This window comes from Flavihumibacter stibioxidans, assembly GCF_014332695.1.
Classification (GTDB): Bacteria; Bacteroidota; Bacteroidia; order Chitinophagales; family Chitinophagaceae; genus Flavihumibacter; species Flavihumibacter stibioxidans.
Map to the genome: position 1 here is coordinate 788,644 of NZ_MBUA01000012.1, position 17,646 is coordinate 806,289.

Consider the following 17,646-nt stretch of genomic DNA (forward strand, 5'->3'; position numbering starts at 1 on the left):
CCCCGAACTGGAGCTAGCATCTTACCTGACAACCCGGGAATAATACCCGACAACCTTGATTTGCCAATACCTTTACAGGAAGTTCTGGCTGATTATAGATTTTATAATCAGCCATTTTGTACTAAAAAACAGGCATTCTGGCTGATTATAGCAACTCCACCACCTCCCCACCCCTTCTCTTGCTTTCCTCCGCCGCATCCATGAAACGGCAGATCTCGATGGTCTCAGCCGCACTGACCGGCGCCACCCCGGTGTCGAAGAATCGCGCGATGGCGGCCACCAGCAGTTGGTAACCTTCAAATTTGCCGGCAGGAATATTGCCTTTTTCGGTGAAGATAGTACCGCCAAAATCAGGCGGACCCAAACGCATGCCCCGGAAACTGCCGATGCGCCCATCGGCCCATTCAGCGGTTACCAGGTCCGTGTCGCGGGTGTGCAGCCGCGTGAGCTTCCTGCAACCAGCACCCATGATGGCATAGAGCATTTCCACCCCATGGATGCCATACCAGTAGAGATCGGGGTGCGTGGGCTCAAGGGTGCAGGGACTGTAGGTGTCTGCCCCCAGCACCCGGCCATGGTCGCCCCGCCGGATGGCTTCCATCCCCGCCACAAACCGCAGCGCGGAGGAAGAGAATACGGGCACGGAGTGCTTAGCCGCAGCGTTAAAGATGGCTTCTGCCCCCGCTGCCGAAGCGGCAACGGGCTTGTCGATGAACAGGGGTTTCCGGGCTTCAAAAACCGGCAGTGCCTGCTCCAGGTGCAGCCTGCCGTCGTTGGTTTCCAGCAGCACCACATCGCAGAACGCCAGCAACTGCCCAATGCTGTCCACGATGCGGATCCCCATCCCTTCCAGCTTTGCTGTATTGGCCGGAATGTTTTTCGTGGCGGAAATGATGTCGCGGCCGCCAAAGGGACAGGCCGCCACCACCTTGTAACCCCTTAGTTCCGGCGCCGCATCCGGGGCATTGAAGAGCCCGGTGAAGGCAACGCTGTGGGAGGTGTCCAGGCCTATGATGCCAATACGCCTGCCTGCCGGTACGGGTTGCCGACTTAAGGCGGTAGCCCAGGATGGCAGGGCCAGGGTCACTGCCAGCATAGTGGAATCGCGGATAAAAGAACGGCGGCCAAAAGGTATCTGCATAGCGTTTATTCTGCTAAGAGGGTGATCAATATATCTGCGGCTTTTTCGATGTCGGCGATGGCGATGTGCTCGTCGGCGGTATGCGCCTGTTGGATATTACCCGGACCGAAGACCACACAGGGAATGCCCGCCTGCTGGTAGATGGCGGCATCGGTGGCATAGTGGGCGGTCTGCATGGCGGGCTGCACGCCGTTGGCTTCGCAGGCCTGGCGCAGGGCCCGGTTGTGGGGGTCATCGGGATGGTTCTGCACGCCCAGTGCCAGCAGGTAGGGCGGTTCAATGGTATAGTCTGCGGATTCACCGAGCCAGGTCTTCAGGTCCCGCAGGATGCTGTCATAGTCCATGCCCGGCAGCAGGCGATTGTCGAGCTCTATGCTGCAGGCGGCAGGCACGGTGTTCACCGTTTGTCCGCCGCTGATCCGGCCCACATTCACCGTAGCACAACCCAGGTCGGGATGCACGGTCTTGGCCAGGTGCCGTCCATAGTCTTCAATCCTTCCCAGCAGGGCGCCCATTTTGTAGATGGCATTCTCGCCCAGCCAAGGCATGGAAGAGTGGCAACTGCTTCCTTTCGTGTGGATGAAAAACCGGCAGAGTCCCTTGTGCGCATAGATCAGGTTCAGCTCCGTGGGTTCGCCCACGATGGCAAAATCGGCCCGGATGCCCCGGTCCACCAGTTCCCGCGCTCCCGAGAAAGCGTATTCTTCATCCTTCACGAAAGCCAGGCGGATATTGCGTTTGAGGGATTTCTTCCCGCGAACCAGTTCCCCCACGGCATAGAGATAGGTGGCCAGCGAGGCCTTGGTATCGCAGGAGCCGCGGCCATAGATCCTGCCGTCGCGGATCACGGGGTCAAAGGGGTTGATGCTCATCTGTTCCTGCGACACGGTGTCCATGTGCGCTTCCAGCATGATGGTCTCCGGCTTACCCGCATCTATAAACGCGGTGAGGTTGGGATGGTCGGGGTCGGCGCCGAAGACCTCTGCGCTGATGCCCAGCGTCTGCAGGTAATCGGCTATATACCGAACCATTCCCTTTTCGGAATAGAGCTCGCCGGTGAGGCCTTTGCCCATAGGGTTCACCGAGGGAATGGCCACCAGGTGGCGGGTTATCTGTACTGCTCCGTGCATGTGTTTCAGGTTGACAGCTTATTCGGGTTGATAGCGCCAGAGTTCGGTATTGCGCTTGAAATAAATATAGCCCTGTTTGTCCATTGCAAACAAACTGGCTTTTTTGTCGAGGATGGTCACGGCCAGACTTGCCGGATCTATGCTGAACAGCAGGTTCGCGCCGGTGCCATAGATTGTACCCGACGGGTGGATGCCGAGGAAGGCGCTCCGCCAGATATGTCCGCGCGTGGCGGGCACTTCATGCACGCGCCGGGTGGCGATCACCGCTTTTTTCACCGGGTCGAATATAAATAGCTGACCGTCGGCCATGCCCCAGAGGGTGTTACCCGGACCGTTGATGAGTGCCGTGATGGCCATGGCTCCCGGCACCGGGGCGATGTCCATCAGTTTCTGCTTGCGGTCCATATCCCAGGCCACCAGCCTCGCTTCCTTCTCGGATGCCTGCGCACCCAGTCCGCCTGAAATGGAGGTACCCAGATAAAGCAGTCCGCCTGCCTGTGCCAGGCTCACCACCGACTGGTTGGGTACGATGTTCACCACCGCATCGAGGGTGTTGGCTTGGCGGTCCCAGGCGATCAGGGCGCCGCCGAGCTGGCCGTATTCCGGCACCGTGCCGAAAAATACTTTCTTTTTTTCCTCCACCGCCAGGATGGCGAAAGCCCGGCTTTGTCCGGGTATGGAACCCAGGTAAGCCGGATTGGTTTTGGCATCCCAGGGCTGCCGGGTATCCAGCGCATAGAGCTTGCCGTGGGGGTAGATGCCCATGTAAATATGATCACCCTGCACGGCCATGCCTTCGGTCTGGTCGTGCCCCTTGTATTCCTGGCTGGCACCGGTTTGCGGGTCGTAGGTGGCATGCCCGCCGGCGAGGTAACCACCCATCCAGATGCGGTCATCCGGACCGTAAATGATGGACTGGATAGGAATGGGTTGTCCGGGTATTTCCAGTTGCTGCTGGCTCGACACGCGGGTGGCCGGATGGAAGCGGTGCACCACTCCCTTATAGGTAAGTACTTGCACCTGTTTGTCGCCGCTTAACGCCAGGGCATTGGCGCTGGCGCCGGTTTCGCCGATCACCTGCAGGGGGGCGGTGGGACGGCTGATATCCAGCCGGCAGAGTTTACCGCCGGAGGTTACGTACACCCAGGGCGTTCCGGGCTGCTGCAGCACGGTTTTCATATCGATGCTGTCCAGCTCCGCCTCCACCTTATGGGTTCTGAGGTTGTAGATAATAGTGGTTTGTCCGGAGTTGAGCAGGGCCATCAGGCGGTCGCCGCCTTTGATGCCGGTTACCAGCTCCAGCCCATACACGAATTCCCGGTTTTTGTATTTGGCGGGAAGGATTTCCTTTTTTTGTCCGGTTACCGGATCCAGTTCCACCAGGTGGGCATGGGAGCCCACGCCGGCATAGAGTTTCCCGGATTTTTCGTGGAAAGCCAGGCTGCGGACATAGTTCTCGCCCGCCACCAGCGGACCCCTGCCCGCATCGCTGAAGCCGTCTTTGGGGTGGTAGCGGAACACGCGGCAGCCGGGGTAGGTGGCGCCGAAGATTTCGCCGTTTTTGCCCGTGGTCAGGCTCCAGACATAGGTTTCGCCCTGCAGGGCCTGGCCAAGGTTTTCCACCGAGGGCGAACCCGGGCGGTGGCGGAATAGCGATCCGCTGGCGCCGGGTACATATAACCAGCCATCGGGGGAGTAAGCCATATCCCAGGCCCCATCCGCCCCGGGCAGGGGCTGGTCCAGCAGCAGTTTACCCGAGGCCAGTTCATAACCCAGGAGGTGGGCCGGTTCGCCGCGCACCACGGTGTAGAGCAGCTCGCGACCAGCGGAGTCTTTCACGAACAGGCTGCCCTGGATCATGGAAGCCCGGAGCTGGGGACCGAGATTGGTAAAACGCGAGGAGTCGGCCTGGGGGTGAAGGGTGTCGGCCTGCGCACGGGTGGCACCTGTCTGCGCAGATGCGGGCAGCGCAACCACCTGCAGCAAAAACACCAGGCAGGCAAGCCTTATCAGTTGGGGTATATTTTTCATGGGTCTGTTTTTAAAGGGATTGCTGGCGGAGAAATTCCTGCACAAATGCATCATCATTCAGGTGGGGGTAACACTCGTACACGCGGGTAATTTCCTCTGCCTGTCCGGGTGAAAGTTGCTCCTTTTCATTCAGGCACCAGGTACCCGCCAGCAGGCCCTGGCGGCGCAGCACTTCGTGGATGCCGGGAATGCAGCCGTGGAACTGGTGGGCCGGATCGAAGATGGCGGCATTCACATCCGTCAGGGCCACGCCCTCGGAGAGAAAAGCCGGCAGTTGATCCCGGCCTTCAGCCTTCGCGGATTTGATCCGCTGCAGCAGGTCCACCGCCTTGCTCGTCCACACTGCCCATTGACCGAGAAGTCCGCCCACAAAGGATTTCTCCACCTGCCGGCCCTCGAATTGAAACCGATAGGTCGTCAGCAGGTCGGCGATGATATTATCATCGTTGCCCGTGTATAAGGCTATTTCCTTAGCGCGGGGCGAGCAGGCCACCGCCCGCATCACATCGAGGGTCTGGTAGCGGTTGAAAGCGGCCACTTTGATGGCCAGCACATTGGGGATGGCGGCAAAAGCCTGCCAGAAATCAAAGCTGAAAATACGTCCGCCTACCGAAGGCTGGAGGTAGAAACCGAACACGGGCATAATGGCCGCCACGGCCCTGGTACGCGCCAGCAGGTCTGCCTCGGAATAAGCGGCCAGTCCGCCCATGCTCAGCAGGGCCATATCGTAGCCCAGACCGCTGGCGAGGATGGCTTCCTTCAGCGCCTGTTCCGTAGGGCCGCAGATGCCGGCCACTTTCAGGAAGGGTCGGTCGGGTGCGGCTTTGGACAGTTCTTCCACCGCCAGCCGGAGCACCGGTTCATAGAGATTGACCTGCGGGTCGCGGATCTCGAACTGGGTGGAATGAACGCCCACGGCCATGCCGCCCGCGCCGCTGGCGATATAGTAACGCGTGAGTAAACGCTGGCGGGCTTCATCCAGTTGCCGGTCGGCCGTAAGGGCCAGGGGATGTGCCGGGATCACCGTGCCTTCCTGCAGGTGATGTAGTAATATCGGGTCGAGTGTGTTTGACATGGTTTAGAATTGTCCGTTTCTTTCCTGAAAATGGGTTGCTTTACCAAAACTGCTGCCGCCGCCCAGAATCCATTCGGCCGTGAGGTCTATGATCTCGCGGATGGTCACCCGTGGGTAACCGAAAAGCCGGTGGCATTCGGAGGCATTGCTCAGCAGGGCCGTGGGCTGTGGTTCGTTCACCAGCAGCGGGCTGCGGTTGAGGCGCTGGCCGAACTGTTCCGCCAGCCAGCGGACGGAGAGTAACTCGGGACCGGTTACGTTCAGCAGTTTGGCCGGGGTGCTGCAATGCAGCAGGGAGCGGAGGGCGATTTCGTTGGCATCACCCTGCCAGATTACGTTCACATTACCGGAGCTGAGGTCGATGGGGCGACCTTCAAAAACCGCCTTGCCGATTTCCAGCAGCACGCCGTAACGCAGGTCCACCGCGTAGTTCAGGCGATAGATCAGGGTGGGCGTCTGGTTCTTTTCCGCGAAATACTGGAAGATGCGTTCGCGGCCCAGGCAGGACTGTCCATATTCACCCACCGGTGCGGCAGCCTGTTCTTCGGAGAGTCCGCCGGCATGAACCGGACTAAACGGATACACATTACCGGTAGAGAAGGCCACGATATTCGAGTGCCGGTATTTTTCGGCTACGCGGCCGGGTAAGTAAGCGTTCATCGCCCAGGTAAAAGCCTCCTTCCCGGTGGTGCCGAATTTTTGTCCGGCCAGGTAAATCACGTTCTCCACCTCCGGCAGGGCCGCCAGTTCGGACTCGTTCAGCAAGTCCGCGGAAATCGTTTCGATGCCATCGGCCTGTAATGCGGCAGCCAGGGAAGGGTCGGAGAAACGCGACACGCCGATTACTTTTTTTGGTAATCCCGCCAGGTCAATAGCCTGTTTGGCCAGTCGCGCCATAGCCGGACCCATCTTGCCGCCAACGCCCAGCAGCATGATATCGCCGCTGATCGCCTGCAAGTCGCGCAGCAGGGCTTCGGAAGGCAACAGCAGGGCTTTTTCTTTCTGTTCTGTAAGATTCATGGTGTTTATTATTTTATAAAAAGTTCGTACACATTACCCGCTGCCAGGAAGACCACCAGCAGCAAACCCGCCAGTGCCATCCATTTCTGCAGGGGTGTATTCTTATGCGCGCCCATGATACTGCCATCGTTGGCGATGGAGAACATGGCCCAGCCGATAAAAGGCACCAGGAAAATCGTGATGCTCTGCGCCAGCACAATCATCTCCAGGGGCAGTTTGCCGAAGAGCAGGGCCACCGAGGCGCCGGCTGTCATCACCACGGCAATCAGGATTTTCACTGCTTTGCTGTTGAGGTCCTTGCCCCAGCCCAGGGCATCGCCCAGCATGGAGCCGCCCACCGTGGCATTGCCCACCAGGGAGGAAAAGGAAGCGGCGAAGAGGCCGGTGAAAAACATATTCGAGGCATAGGTACCGAACAGCGGTTCGAGGGCGCGGGCCATGGCGGCGGCGTTCACCACTTTCACCTGCTGGCTGTGCAGCACGGCGGCGGCACAGAAAAGGACCACGGCGCTCATGGCACCCAGCATCAGCATGCCGGTGGTGCTGGCCGCGGGTCTTTTGGCAGCTCCGGTGGCCGTGCGGATCCTTTCCCTTTCGAGGTAGGACTGGTAAAAAGCGCCCACCAGGGAGAAACAGGAAGCCATGAAAGCGATTACCAGTCCGGTTGAACCGGTTGGCAGGGAAGGCATCAATCCCTTTGTGATACCGGCAATACTCGGTTGCACCATCAGCAGGGTGGCCAGGAAGGAAACCAGCATCATGGCCACCAGCAGGATCATCAGTTTTTCCAGCACCTTGTAGAAGCCGCGGAAAAACAGGAGGCTGATGCCCAGGATATTAAAGAGGATGATCCAGCGCTGGGGGCCGGTGCCCGTGGCTTCCCCGAGTGCGATGCCCACGCCCACCGAGTTGCCTGCCTGGAAGGAAGTGGCCACCAGGAAGATGCCGAGGCCGATGGCGATGGTTATGGCGCGGCCCCATTTCTGGCGGATGACCGTCAGCAGGGTATCGGGTGCGGCCGCGCCGATGCGCGAGCCCATATTGGCGAAGAGGATCATAAAAAAGATGGCCACCACGATAATCCACGTTAAGGAATAACCGAACTCTGCGCCGAGGCGGGAGGTGATGGTCATTTTACTGGGACCGAAGACCAGGGCGGCGGTGATGATACCCGGACCGAGGGTTTTGATCCAGGTTCCGATTTTGCTGGTGTTGGTTGCTGTATTCATTTGTTTCTGGATAGCTGTATGGTTGGTTCGGTGATGGCGGTTTGGTTATTGCCCCAGGAGGAGCGGATAAAGCTACCGATGGCCGAGAGTTCCTGGTTGGATAAAAATTCAAAAGCGGGCATCTGTTTTTTTCCTTTCAGCAGCAGGTGGATCAGTGCCTGCGGATCGCCGTTGACCAGGGGGGAGGCTTTTAGGGCGGGGAAGCTTCCCGGCAGGCCCCTGCCATCGGGTTTGTGGCAGGAGGCGCAGTATTGGTTGTAAATGGTTTCGGGGTTGGGGTTGGCTTGCGCCGTGGTGGCCTGTGCGGTGGTGGGGTCGCCTGGCGCAGTTGCGCTGTACACAGTGGCGGCCCTTCGTTGATCGGGTGCCAGCCGGATGATCCGGTCGTCCTGGGGTTTCGGGAAACCCGGGGCAGGGTTCCAGTCGCGGTTGCTGGTGGCCAGGAAAACCTCGCCTTGAGGCGACACGCAGATATCACGGATACGCCCCAGCGCTTTTTCCAGGAATACCTGTTCGGTGCTTATCTGTTCCCCGCGGGCATCGAGCTGCAGCACGCGCAGGCTCTGGTCCTTGAGGGTTCCGAGCAGCAGGCTGTTGGTCCATTCGGGAATCAGGTCGGAGCCATAATATTCCATTCCTGCGGGAGCAATCGTGGGGGTCCAGGCTTTCAGGGGCGGCATGCTGCCCGCTGGTTGAACTTGTTTTTCCTTGTCTGTATGGGTAAAGCCTTCCACCAGGGGCCAGCCATAATTGCCGGCCGGCAGCAGCAGGTTGATTTCATCATCCGTGGCATCGCCGTGTTCGGAGGCATAGAGCCTGCCCGTGGCGGAAAATGTCAGTCCCTGCATGTTGCGAAACCCCATCGCCCACACCGGGCTTTGTGGATCGGGGTTATCCGCGGGGATACTGCCATCGGTATGGAGGCGGAGGATTTTGCCATTCAGGCTGGCGCGGTTCTGGGCATTGGCGAGGTTCGCGGCATCGCCGGTAGCCCAGTAGAGCAGGCCGCCCGGGGACAATACCACGCGCGAACCATTGTGGCCGGTATTACCCGGAATTTCCAGCAGCAGCCGGGCTTCTACCAGGGTATCCCCATCCAGCCGGTAGCGGACCAGGCGGCTGGTGATCACCGAATCATGGCGGTGTGTGAAGTCAACAAACACATACACCTGGTTGTCTATTAATTTACCCACGGCCATACCCAGCAGTCCCGCGCTTCGGTGGCGCCAGACTTCGGGGATGCGCAGCAATAATTTTTTTTCACCCGTGGTTGGGTCAAGGCGACTGATAGAACCGTTCTGCTCGGTGAACCAGATCCTGTCATCCGGACCCCAGCATATCTCCCAGGGCACATCCAGTCCCGCGGCGATGGTCTGCATACCCAGCAGGCTGCTGTCAAGTTGCAGGCTGGCTTCGGGCGCTTTCTCCGCCATCGTTCCGCTGGCCTGTCCACAACCGACGGCAGTAAGAGCCAGTATAACGACCAGGCTCAGGGTCAGCCATGGATACCGTAAATCAAAATGGCGTGTGTACATGTCAGTTGGTTATTTGAGGTGGATGCGTTGCGGCCGGGCGAATTTCTTTTTCATCTTCTGCGGCAGGCGGTACACTTCCCCTTTTCTATTGGCGAAATAGAGGCTGGAAGGCGAGGGCTGGCGGCCATGGCCATCAGCCCAGAAAGCCACAAATCCATCCTGCACCTGAACCGGTTTGCGGGGATAGGAATGATTGTATTGGCTGCCCCGGGTCAGGGGCTGGCTGGTCCAGGTTTTTCCCTGGTCATTTGATTCCCATCTCACCATTTCCCCGCCGGTATTATAAGCCTGCGGCCCGGTGGTGGTGGGACCGATCACCATCCACCTGCCATCGGTTTCGATGTAGAGGGAACCCATGTCGTAATTGTTGTCGGAGCGGGTGATGGTGCGGATATCCCAGTGCCGGCCGTTGAAATGCGCCGTATGCCATTCGTGCGGACCGTTTGCCGGTCCCGCTTCAAAACCCTTGCTCGTGATATACAGGATCACCGGGTTGCCATGGGCATCAAAAGCCAGGTCGTTGATATACACTTTTAATCCCTCCTGCCGGTAATCCTTCACCAGCGCCTGGTTCTGCACCTCGCGGACGGGCAGGTCAATTTTGTGGCCATCGGCTGTCTGCCAGGTGTTGCCGAAATCAGGGGTTTCGATATAATACAAATTAGTGCGGTAATTCAGTCCGTTTTCACCCTGGCGATAGGGATGGAAATTAAAACTGGTGGCAATCTTTTTTCCATATTGTCCGCTGGTCTGGTAATGGCCTTCTTCGATGGCGGCGATATCTATCCAGTCACCATAACTGATGCCGTTACTGCTTTTCATGAAGCTGATCGTCCGCCGGGGTTTGTCGGGGTAACCGGGAATCACCTGGCGGTCATAATGTGTGAAGAGGTGCAGGAAGCCGCTGTCGGGCACCACCCAGGCCTGGAGGTAGGAGAAATTATCCAGCGGGCTTGTTTGTCCGGCTACTTTTTTGGTGGCCTGCACGCGGGTGAAACTGGTGATATCATAAGGCCTGTCACTGCGATGGATATACGAAGGTGCGCTGGTGCCGTGGGCGGTGGAGAAGAGCCAGATATAACCCTGTGCATCGATGTTCAGCACCGGGTTATCGTGGGCATCGCTGGTTTTTTTATCCAGCACAATGGTGGGTCGGGGTACTTTGCCCCTGGCATGGTCGAAAAAGGACACCGTATGCAGCAGCGTTTTGCCCGCGGCATCGGTTCCCCCGTAACAGAAGAAAGTCTTGTTCACTGCGGGGGCATACACCGAAAAGGGATAGTGATTGGCGGGATAAGTAGCCAGTCCGCCGCTGTACTTGTACACATACTCATCGCCGGAAGGCTGGCTGCTGTACCAGATACCACGGTAACCATCATCCGAAACATTCAGCGTAATGGTGGTATCTGTACCGTTGAACAGATGCAGGCTGAGCAGGCTGGCGAATAACAGGTTCATAAGAAAATTCCGGGTTTAAAAAAGGGAGTCCACCTGCTGGCCAACCTGCCGGCAGGCGACAAGCAGGCGGACTCCTGTTTAACCAAAACGCAACTGACGATTATTGATATCCCGGGTTTTGTTTGATCATTTCGGGATTGATATCGATCTGGCTCTGCGGGATGGGATAGAGTAACTGGTAGGGTTGAATGCTGATGCCATGTGCTGCCATCACGGCAATGGCGCGGTCGGTACGCACCAGGTCAAACCAGCGGTGGTTTTCGAAAGCCAGCTCCACCCTTCTCTCCTGTTCGATAGCCAGGCGGAAAGCAGCCTGGTCGGCAATCTGCAAAGAAGGCTCTGCATTCACCGCGGTCTTCGGCTGCAAGCCGGCACGGGTGCGGATCTGGTTCAGGTAGTCAAAAGCCGGGCCATCGGCCACATACCCGAGTTCATTCAATGCTTCGGCATACATCAGCAGCACATCTGCATAGCGCAGAACCGGCCAGTTATTATCGGCATCGTTTGCCTGGAAGGGCACATCGAGGTATTTTTTGATGTACTTGGAAGCCACAAAACTGGCGCCGTTCATATACCCATTGGCCATGGAAAGATCCTTTCTCAGGTCGCCGGTTTCATAGGCGTCCTCCATATCCTGGGTGGGGATATTATACCCCAGTCCGGGTCCTACCTTGCTCACAATAACACCGGAAGACCTGGGTGCGAACTGGTTGGTAAAGGGACTGCCCTCGCCCGTGCCGCCTTTTTTGAACTGCACGTCGAAGATGGACTCGCGGTGGTTTTCATTGGTCACTTTGAAGATGTCCTCATAGTTGGAAAGCAGCATGTATTTACTGGTGGCAGTGCCATCGATCACTTCTTTCAGCTTTGCAGCGGCGGCAGTAAAATCTTTCCGCGTCAGGTAAACCTTTCCCAGCAAAGATTTCGCGGCACCGGAGGTAGCCCTTCCAATCTCTGTACCGGTATAGATCGCAGGCAATTTTGCTTCCGCCTCTTTCAGGTCGGCAATGATCTGCGCATATACGGCATCCACCGGTTCACGTGTGTAGGCATAGCCTTCTTCCGGGTTCCTGATCTCTTTGATCACCAGCGGCAGGTCGCCGAAAGTGCGCACCATATTGAAATACATCAGGGCCCGCAGGAATTTTACTTCACCCACATAACGGTCTCTGGTAGCCGCATCCATATTGATGGCATCGATGCGGTCGATCACAATATTGCATTGCTGGATACCGCGGTAGTGGTCGTTCCACATATTGTTCAGCAGGGTATTGCTGGACTGGTTGGTGAAGATGTCGATCTCCACCACATTCAGCCCGGTCTGGACATCGAGAATGCCGGTATTGTCGGAACGAACTTCAGCGATCTCGTGCATGGCACTGAAATACTGACCACTGTACTGCAGCGCGCCATAAGCCGCATTCACGGCAATCTTCATGTCCGCCGCTGTCTTATAAAAATTGACCACATTGTTCTGGGAAACCGGCGCCAGTTCAATAAAATCCTTGCTGCAGCCCGTCAAACCGAGAGCCGCTGCAGCTGATATATAGAAAATGTATTTTTTCATGACGTTGAATTGAATTGATTAGAAACCAAGATTAATTCCAAGTGTAAAAGTCCGGGCCACAGGATAACCACCGTAATCCACACCCGGCGTAAGTGTGCTCGCACCGGTTACACTAACCTCCGGATTATACCCGGTGTAATTGGTGAATGTGTGGGCATTCTGCACACTCACATAAAGCCTGGCCGAACGTGCATTGATCTTACCGGTTAATTTTTCAGAAAAATTATACCCCAGTGAAATGTTCCTGATGCGCAGGAAGGAAGCATCTTCCACAAACAGTGATGAAATATTTGCGCTGGAGTTACTGCTTGAATACCTGGCCAGGTCACGGTTTAACCTTGGAACGGTTCCGCTGCCCGGGTTTTCAGGAGAACGCCATGCATCCTTCACTTCAGCGATCGAGTTTCCTGTACCGGCATAGTTGCCGTGAAAACGACGACCAAGGTTCAACACTTCATAACCAGCCACACCCTGCAGCAGGATATTCATTTCAAATCCCTTGTAGGAAAGGTTGTTGGTGATGCCATAGGTCATATCGGGGAATGGACTTCCCAGAATGGTACGGTCTTCGGTACTCAGCACTCCATCACCATTCACATCCCTGAATTTAAGGTGACCAGGTCGCGAGTCGGCGAATTTCGGGCTCTTGGCCAGGTCTTCTTCATTCTGGTAGATGCCGATCACATCATAGCCATAGTAATTTCCCATGGACCGACCGATCTCGGTCTTATGACTTGAATTGAGCTGGTAGTTACCAAAGATAGGTGAGCCTTCGGGTCCGAGGGCCAGCACTTTGTTGCGGTTGAAAGAGACGTTCACATCGGTCGTCCAGCGGAAAGCGCCAACGGTATTTTTAGTTGACAGGCTCAGTTCAATACCATGGTTCCTGATCTTGCCGATGTTCTGCGTAGCACTGGTAAAGCCGGTGATGGAAGGAACCGGCACATTCAGCAGGAGTTTGGAAGTAACCTTGTTATAGTAGTCAGCGGAGAACACCACCCGGTTATTCAGTACGCCCAGTTCAATACCAAGGTCAAACTGTTTGTTCAGTTCCCATCCCAGGTTGCTGTTGGAGAAAGTACCCGGCGCCAGTCCGTTTACGATCGAACCGCTGCCGGATCCAAGCACATAATTCTGGTTGGCGATCAGACCGATATGGTCGTAGTTGCCAATAAAATTGTTACCGGTGATACCGTAGCTCGCACGCAGGCGCAGGTCATCCAGCCAGTTTACGCCCATCATGAAATCTTCTTCCGTAACGCGCCAGCCGGCGGAGACAGATGGGAAAGTGCCCCATTTATTGTCGGAACCAAAACGGGAGGAACCATCGCGGCGGACAGTTGCCGTCAGCATGTATTTCCTGTCGTAGCTGTAGTTAACCCTTGCCAGGTAGGAAAGCAATGACCATTGCTGGCGGTCGGAACTGCCACCATTGATGATGCCGGCATTGATCGTTTGTACCAGGTCGTTAGGGTAATTGGTTGCAGATACAAAATTGCTTTCGAAATTCTCTTTCTGGATGGTATAACCGAGAACGGAATTAACACTGTGTTTGCCCACAGACTTATTATAGGCAAGTGTAAATTCAGACAACCAGTTAACGTTCTCTGTACTGGTGGCGGTACCGATGGGAATAGATGGCGGCGGTGCTCCGTCCCGGCCGATGATGGAAGGAACGAAGGTACGCTGCCTTGCCGTACGGATATCCGTACCTACCAGGGCTTTGAATTTCAGGTCCTTCAACAGTTCGATCTCGGCAAAACTGGTTCCCAGCAAACGGAATCGGCCCCAGTTATTTACTTTTTCCTTAGCGGTCTTAACCGGGTTCTCCACGCTGCTGAAACCATAGCCAAGGTTCAGTCCGGTTGTATAGGTTCCGTCAGGGTTGTAAACCGGCAGGTGCGGCGACATCAGCAGGGCTGAAAGGATCACGGCGCCACCACTCCAGTGGCCTTCTGCATCACTCACATTGCTGGTGGTGTAGGTGGGCGTCAGGTTGGCGCCAACCTTAATGCGATCGGACAATTGCGATTCAACGTTCAGCTTGAAATTGTACCGTTTGAAATCGCCGTTGATCACCACGCCATCCTGGTCGAGGTAACCGGCAGACATATAATATTTTGTCCTGTCATTGCCACCGGAAAAACTCAACTGGTAATTCCTGATGGGGGCTTTCCGGAATATTTCTTCCTGCCAGTCGGTTCCTTTTCCCAGCGATGCGGGATCAGCAAGGAAGGGGGGAAGCCGGTAGATCACGTTATTGCGGACCGTATTGTCATCGGTGATCAAACCACCGCGGTCAACCCAGGCATTGTTCCGGGTTTCATTGATATAGTTGGCAAAACCTTCCGCGTCCAGCAGGTCGATTTTCTTCGCCACTTCCTGGTAACCGGTATATACATCGAGGTTAATCCTGGCCGCACCCGATTTACCGGATTTGGTGGTAATGATCACTACGCCGTTTGACCCGCGTGAACCATAAATAGCCGTAGCGGACGCGTCTTTCAGCACCTGGATGGATTCAATATCATTTGGATTGAGTGTGTTCAGCGGGTTATTGAGCTGGTTGTAATCGTTGCTGACAGGAAACCCGTCGATCACATACAAAGGCTCATTGCCGGCACTCAGGGAACCGGATCCCCTGACCCTGACCGTTACACCGCCACCGGGACTACCCGAAGTCTGTGCCACCTGCACGCCTGCGATCTGACCTGCCAGGGCAGCATCCACACTGGTAACGGGCTGGTCTTTCAGTTTTTTAGCCGGCAGGGTTGCAATGGCGCCGGTAACATCCTTCCGTTCCTGTGTGCCATAACCAACAACCACAACCGATTTCAGGCTGTTGTCATCTTCCTTCATCACCACTGAAATATTCCTGCCGGACTTCAGTAACACTTCCTGCATCACGTATCCGGTGTAGGAAATAACCAGTACCGTTCCTTCCGGCAACTCGGGGATCCTGAAAGTGCCCGTTGCATCTGATACGGTTGCTTTGGTGGTGCCCTTTACCCGGATGGTGGCACCCGGCATCGGGTTACCCTTTTCATCCGTGATGGTACCGATGACCTCTACCGGAGGCAGGGCATCATCTGCCGGCCTGCTATCAGCCTCTTTCTTTACCACAACAATCGTGTTATTGTCAATGGCATAAGTAAAAGGCTGGTTGCGGAAGATCTCATCCAAAGCTTTTGGGAGGGGCACATTACGAAGTTTCAGGGTCACAGGCTGTGCATCCCTGAGTTCGTTGTACTTGTAAAAAAAGAAATGACCGCTTTGCCGGCCGATTTCCGATAATGCCTTTTCCAGTGAAATGCCCTTCCCAGACAAGCTAATCTGCGAATAGGTACGGGCACTCAGCTGAAGGCATCCAAACAGTAAAAAAATGGCAGTCAGTTTCATGTAAAAAACCGTTTGTGAAGCCGGCAGACCCATGCGGTGAAGGGCCCTGCCGATAACGTTAATTTGCATACATTTGAGCAGTTTGGGTTATTGATTTATTATTCTTTCGCGAGAATCTTTACTGAAATGATCCAACTGGTCCGAAAGGACCGAAACCGGTTGTGTTGGTAGCACTTCCGGTTTTTTTTTGAACCATTTCAGCTACTATTTTATACCGATGATTACTGTTTTGTGTTCGATCCTGAAAGGCACTTTACTGAGTTGCAGGATCCTGAGTACACCTGAAATATTTTCACTCCGTTTGATCTTTCCGACAAACACGTCTTCCGGTATTTTTCCTTCGTATTCCACCTCCACATCATACCACCTGGCCACCTGTCGCATGATGGTCTGGATATCGGCCTTATTGAATTTGAAATAACCGTCCTTCCAGGCTGTTGCCTCCTCCGTATCTGCAGGAGCAACGGTAAGCTTTCCATTCCTGGTGGCCGCCGATTGTTGTCCCGGCATCAGGATCCTGGCAATCTTATTATCCGCAGAGCCAATATTCACTTCCACCCTGCCTTCGAGCAGTGTAGTCCGGAGCGCCGCTTCGTCATCGTATGCATTCACATTAAAATGCGTTCCCAGCACCCTGATGGTTTGTAGTGCCGACCTCACAAAAAATGGCTGTTCCTTATTGGGCGCCACTTCAAAATAGGCTTCGCCATTGAGTTCCACCATCCTTTCCTTTCCAATGAACTGTGCCGGGAACTTCAATGTGGTAGCGGCATTCAGCCATACCCTGGTACCATCTGAAAGGGTGAGCTGGTACTGTCCGGCACGCGGGGTTGAAATGGTATTATACGCCAGTACCGGTTGAACTGGCGCTTCATCGTTTTCGGTGAGATAGACCAGTTTTCCTTCAGCAGTTTTCCTGATCAGGGTGGCTCCCTGTTTGGAGAGGTCGCCGTTGCGGGCATCATCCAGCGCAAGGCTGGAGCCATCTGCCAGTATGAGGATCGCCTTGTTGCCGCCGGGAGCGATATCGGTGGGTTCCTCTTGCTGCAAGGCAACCGGTTGGGGCTGGACAGGTTCATGTTTCACCAGGAAATAGGCCCCTGCCCCCAGCATGAGTACAATCAGGGCTGCTGCGGAAAGCCGACGAAACCATACCAGGCGCAGCACAGGACCGGATGCTTCATTCTGTATGGCAGCCGCTATCTCCGACCTCATCTCCTGTTTCAGCAATTCTTTTGATGCCGGGTCCTTAGCTGACAATCCATTGTCACTATATTCAAACAGGTCATAATAAGCGTGTAAAAAATCAATTTCTTCCTGCGTCGCAGATCCTTCGCGATATTTTTTAAGCAATTGCAGGAACTCTTGCTGGTTCATGTGGGGAGGCATTTAATACAAGACCGGTGAATTGAAAAAAATCCCACCAACCCTGCAGTTTTTTTAAATAAATCTTAGTCGAGGAGGAATAGTACAGCGAAAAAAAGAAGGGATTCACGCAGGCGGGCAACGCTTTTGCCCAATTGGTTCTGCACAGTTTTCCGGGAAATATCAAGCTTTTCGGCAATTTCTTCGGTACTGAGGTCGTGCTGGAAACGCATCCTGAAAATCTGTTGCTGCGATGGCGTAAGGGATTGCACCATGGCATCATAAAGTTTCAGGAATTCTTTTTCCATCAGGTCCGCATCAGCCTTGTCGCCCGCGGTTTTCAACTGCAGCAGCAATAAAGGCACCGGTACAAACCGGTTTTCCTTTTCCATTTTTTTCAGCACATTATTGCGAACGGCTGTGAGCAGGTATGCCTTCAGGTTGGAGATTTCCAGTTCATTGCGCCGCAGCCAGACCTGCAAAAAAATATCCTGGGTAATGTCTTTTGCCGAGGATTCATCACGCAGACGTTTATACGCTGCGGTATAAACGGCCTCCCAATACCTGTCATAGAGGGCATCGAACGCAAGATTGCTTCCGGATTTAAGTTCCATCAGCAGTTGGTGGTCATTGGTTATCTGTGCAGTTTCTATGGGCATCAGGAATGGTTATTTCAAAAGTATCGTTTTTCCCAAC

Annotated in this window: 12 protein-coding genes; all 12 read right to left on the bottom strand. The window is 55.2% G+C overall.

The genetic code is table 11. The annotated features are described in order from the left end of the window. Window positions 1–145: 145 nt before the first annotated feature. Window positions 146–1,141, bottom strand: coding sequence for a Gfo/Idh/MocA family protein (locus BC349_RS10520; protein ID WP_187256685.1), 996 nt, complete (start codon window positions 1,139–1,141; stop codon window positions 146–148). Between the two features lie 5 nt (window positions 1,142–1,146). Continuing rightward, window positions 1,147–2,271: a M20 family metallopeptidase gene (locus BC349_RS10525; protein WP_187256686.1), complete on the bottom strand. Its 1,125-nt coding sequence runs from the start codon at window positions 2,269–2,271 to the stop codon at window positions 1,147–1,149. Window positions 2,272–2,289: 18 nt separating this feature from the next. After that, on the bottom strand, window positions 2,290–4,302 hold the full coding sequence (locus BC349_RS10530; protein ID WP_222840138.1) for a hypothetical protein: 2,013 nt from the start codon (window positions 4,300–4,302) through the stop codon (window positions 2,290–2,292). 10 nt (window positions 4,303–4,312) lie between these two features. After that, a complete protein-coding gene (locus BC349_RS10535; protein WP_187256687.1) occupies window positions 4,313–5,377 on the bottom strand; it encodes a dihydrodipicolinate synthase family protein in 1,065 nt (354 codons plus the stop codon). Window positions 5,378–5,380: 3 nt separating this feature from the next. Further along, a complete protein-coding gene (locus tag BC349_RS10540) occupies window positions 5,381–6,397 on the bottom strand; it encodes an NAD-dependent epimerase/dehydratase family protein (RefSeq protein WP_187256688.1) in 1,017 nt (338 codons plus the stop codon). Window positions 6,398–6,405: 8 nt separating this feature from the next. Beyond that, window positions 6,406–7,626, bottom strand: coding sequence for an Nramp family divalent metal transporter (locus tag BC349_RS10545; protein WP_187256689.1), 1,221 nt, complete (start codon window positions 7,624–7,626; stop codon window positions 6,406–6,408). Next, a complete protein-coding gene (locus BC349_RS10550; protein WP_222840139.1) occupies window positions 7,623–9,161 on the bottom strand; it encodes a PQQ-dependent sugar dehydrogenase in 1,539 nt (512 codons plus the stop codon). Before BC349_RS10550 ends, BC349_RS10545 begins: the two co-directional genes overlap by 4 nt. A gap of 9 nt (window positions 9,162–9,170) precedes the next feature. Continuing rightward, a complete protein-coding gene (locus BC349_RS10555; RefSeq protein WP_187256690.1) occupies window positions 9,171–10,619 on the bottom strand; it encodes a BNR-4 repeat-containing protein in 1,449 nt (482 codons plus the stop codon). 100 nt (window positions 10,620–10,719) lie between these two features. Then, window positions 10,720–12,186: a RagB/SusD family nutrient uptake outer membrane protein gene (locus tag BC349_RS10560; RefSeq protein WP_187256691.1), complete on the bottom strand. Its 1,467-nt coding sequence runs from the start codon at window positions 12,184–12,186 to the stop codon at window positions 10,720–10,722. A gap of 18 nt (window positions 12,187–12,204) precedes the next feature. Next, the gene (locus tag BC349_RS10565) at window positions 12,205–15,654 is read right to left on the bottom strand and encodes a TonB-dependent receptor (protein ID WP_187256692.1); all 3,450 of its coding nucleotides are present in this window, start codon (window positions 15,652–15,654) and stop codon (window positions 12,205–12,207) included. Between the two features lie 135 nt (window positions 15,655–15,789). After that, window positions 15,790–16,962 (bottom strand): FecR family protein, encoded by a 1,173-nt coding sequence (locus BC349_RS10570; RefSeq protein ID WP_187256693.1) that lies wholly within the window; start codon window positions 16,960–16,962, stop codon window positions 15,790–15,792. 74 nt (window positions 16,963–17,036) lie between these two features. Next, window positions 17,037–17,609, bottom strand: coding sequence for an RNA polymerase sigma factor (locus BC349_RS10575; protein WP_187256694.1), 573 nt, complete (start codon window positions 17,607–17,609; stop codon window positions 17,037–17,039). Between the last annotated feature and the right edge of the window lie 37 nt (window positions 17,610–17,646).

Excerpts from the sequence above, each read along its gene's own strand:
- BC349_RS10520 (WP_187256685.1), bottom strand. The coding sequence starts at position 1,141 with ATGCAGATACCTTTTGGCCGCCGTTCTTTTATCCGCGATTCCACTATG.
- BC349_RS10525 (WP_187256686.1), bottom strand. The coding sequence starts at position 2,271 with ATGCACGGAGCAGTACAGATAACCCGCCACCTGGTGGCCATTCCCTCG.
- BC349_RS10530 (WP_222840138.1), bottom strand. The coding sequence starts at position 4,302 with ATGAAAAATATACCCCAACTGATAAGGCTTGCCTGCCTGGTGTTTTTG.
- BC349_RS10535 (WP_187256687.1), bottom strand. The coding sequence starts at position 5,377 with ATGTCAAACACACTCGACCCGATATTACTACATCACCTGCAGGAAGGC.
- BC349_RS10540 (WP_187256688.1), bottom strand. The coding sequence starts at position 6,397 with ATGAATCTTACAGAACAGAAAGAAAAAGCCCTGCTGTTGCCTTCCGAA.
- BC349_RS10545 (WP_187256689.1), bottom strand. The coding sequence starts at position 7,626 with ATGAATACAGCAACCAACACCAGCAAAATCGGAACCTGGATCAAAACC.
- BC349_RS10550 (WP_222840139.1), bottom strand. The coding sequence starts at position 9,161 with ATGTACACACGCCATTTTGATTTACGGTATCCATGGCTGACCCTGAGC.
- BC349_RS10555 (WP_187256690.1), bottom strand. The coding sequence starts at position 10,619 with ATGAACCTGTTATTCGCCAGCCTGCTCAGCCTGCATCTGTTCAACGGT.
- BC349_RS10560 (WP_187256691.1), bottom strand. The coding sequence starts at position 12,186 with ATGAAAAAATACATTTTCTATATATCAGCTGCAGCGGCTCTCGGTTTG.
- BC349_RS10565 (WP_187256692.1), bottom strand. The coding sequence starts at position 15,654 with ATGCAAATTAACGTTATCGGCAGGGCCCTTCACCGCATGGGTCTGCCG.
- BC349_RS10570 (WP_187256693.1), bottom strand. The coding sequence starts at position 16,962 with ATGAACCAGCAAGAGTTCCTGCAATTGCTTAAAAAATATCGCGAAGGA.
- BC349_RS10575 (WP_187256694.1), bottom strand. The coding sequence starts at position 17,609 with ATGCCCATAGAAACTGCACAGATAACCAATGACCACCAACTGCTGATG.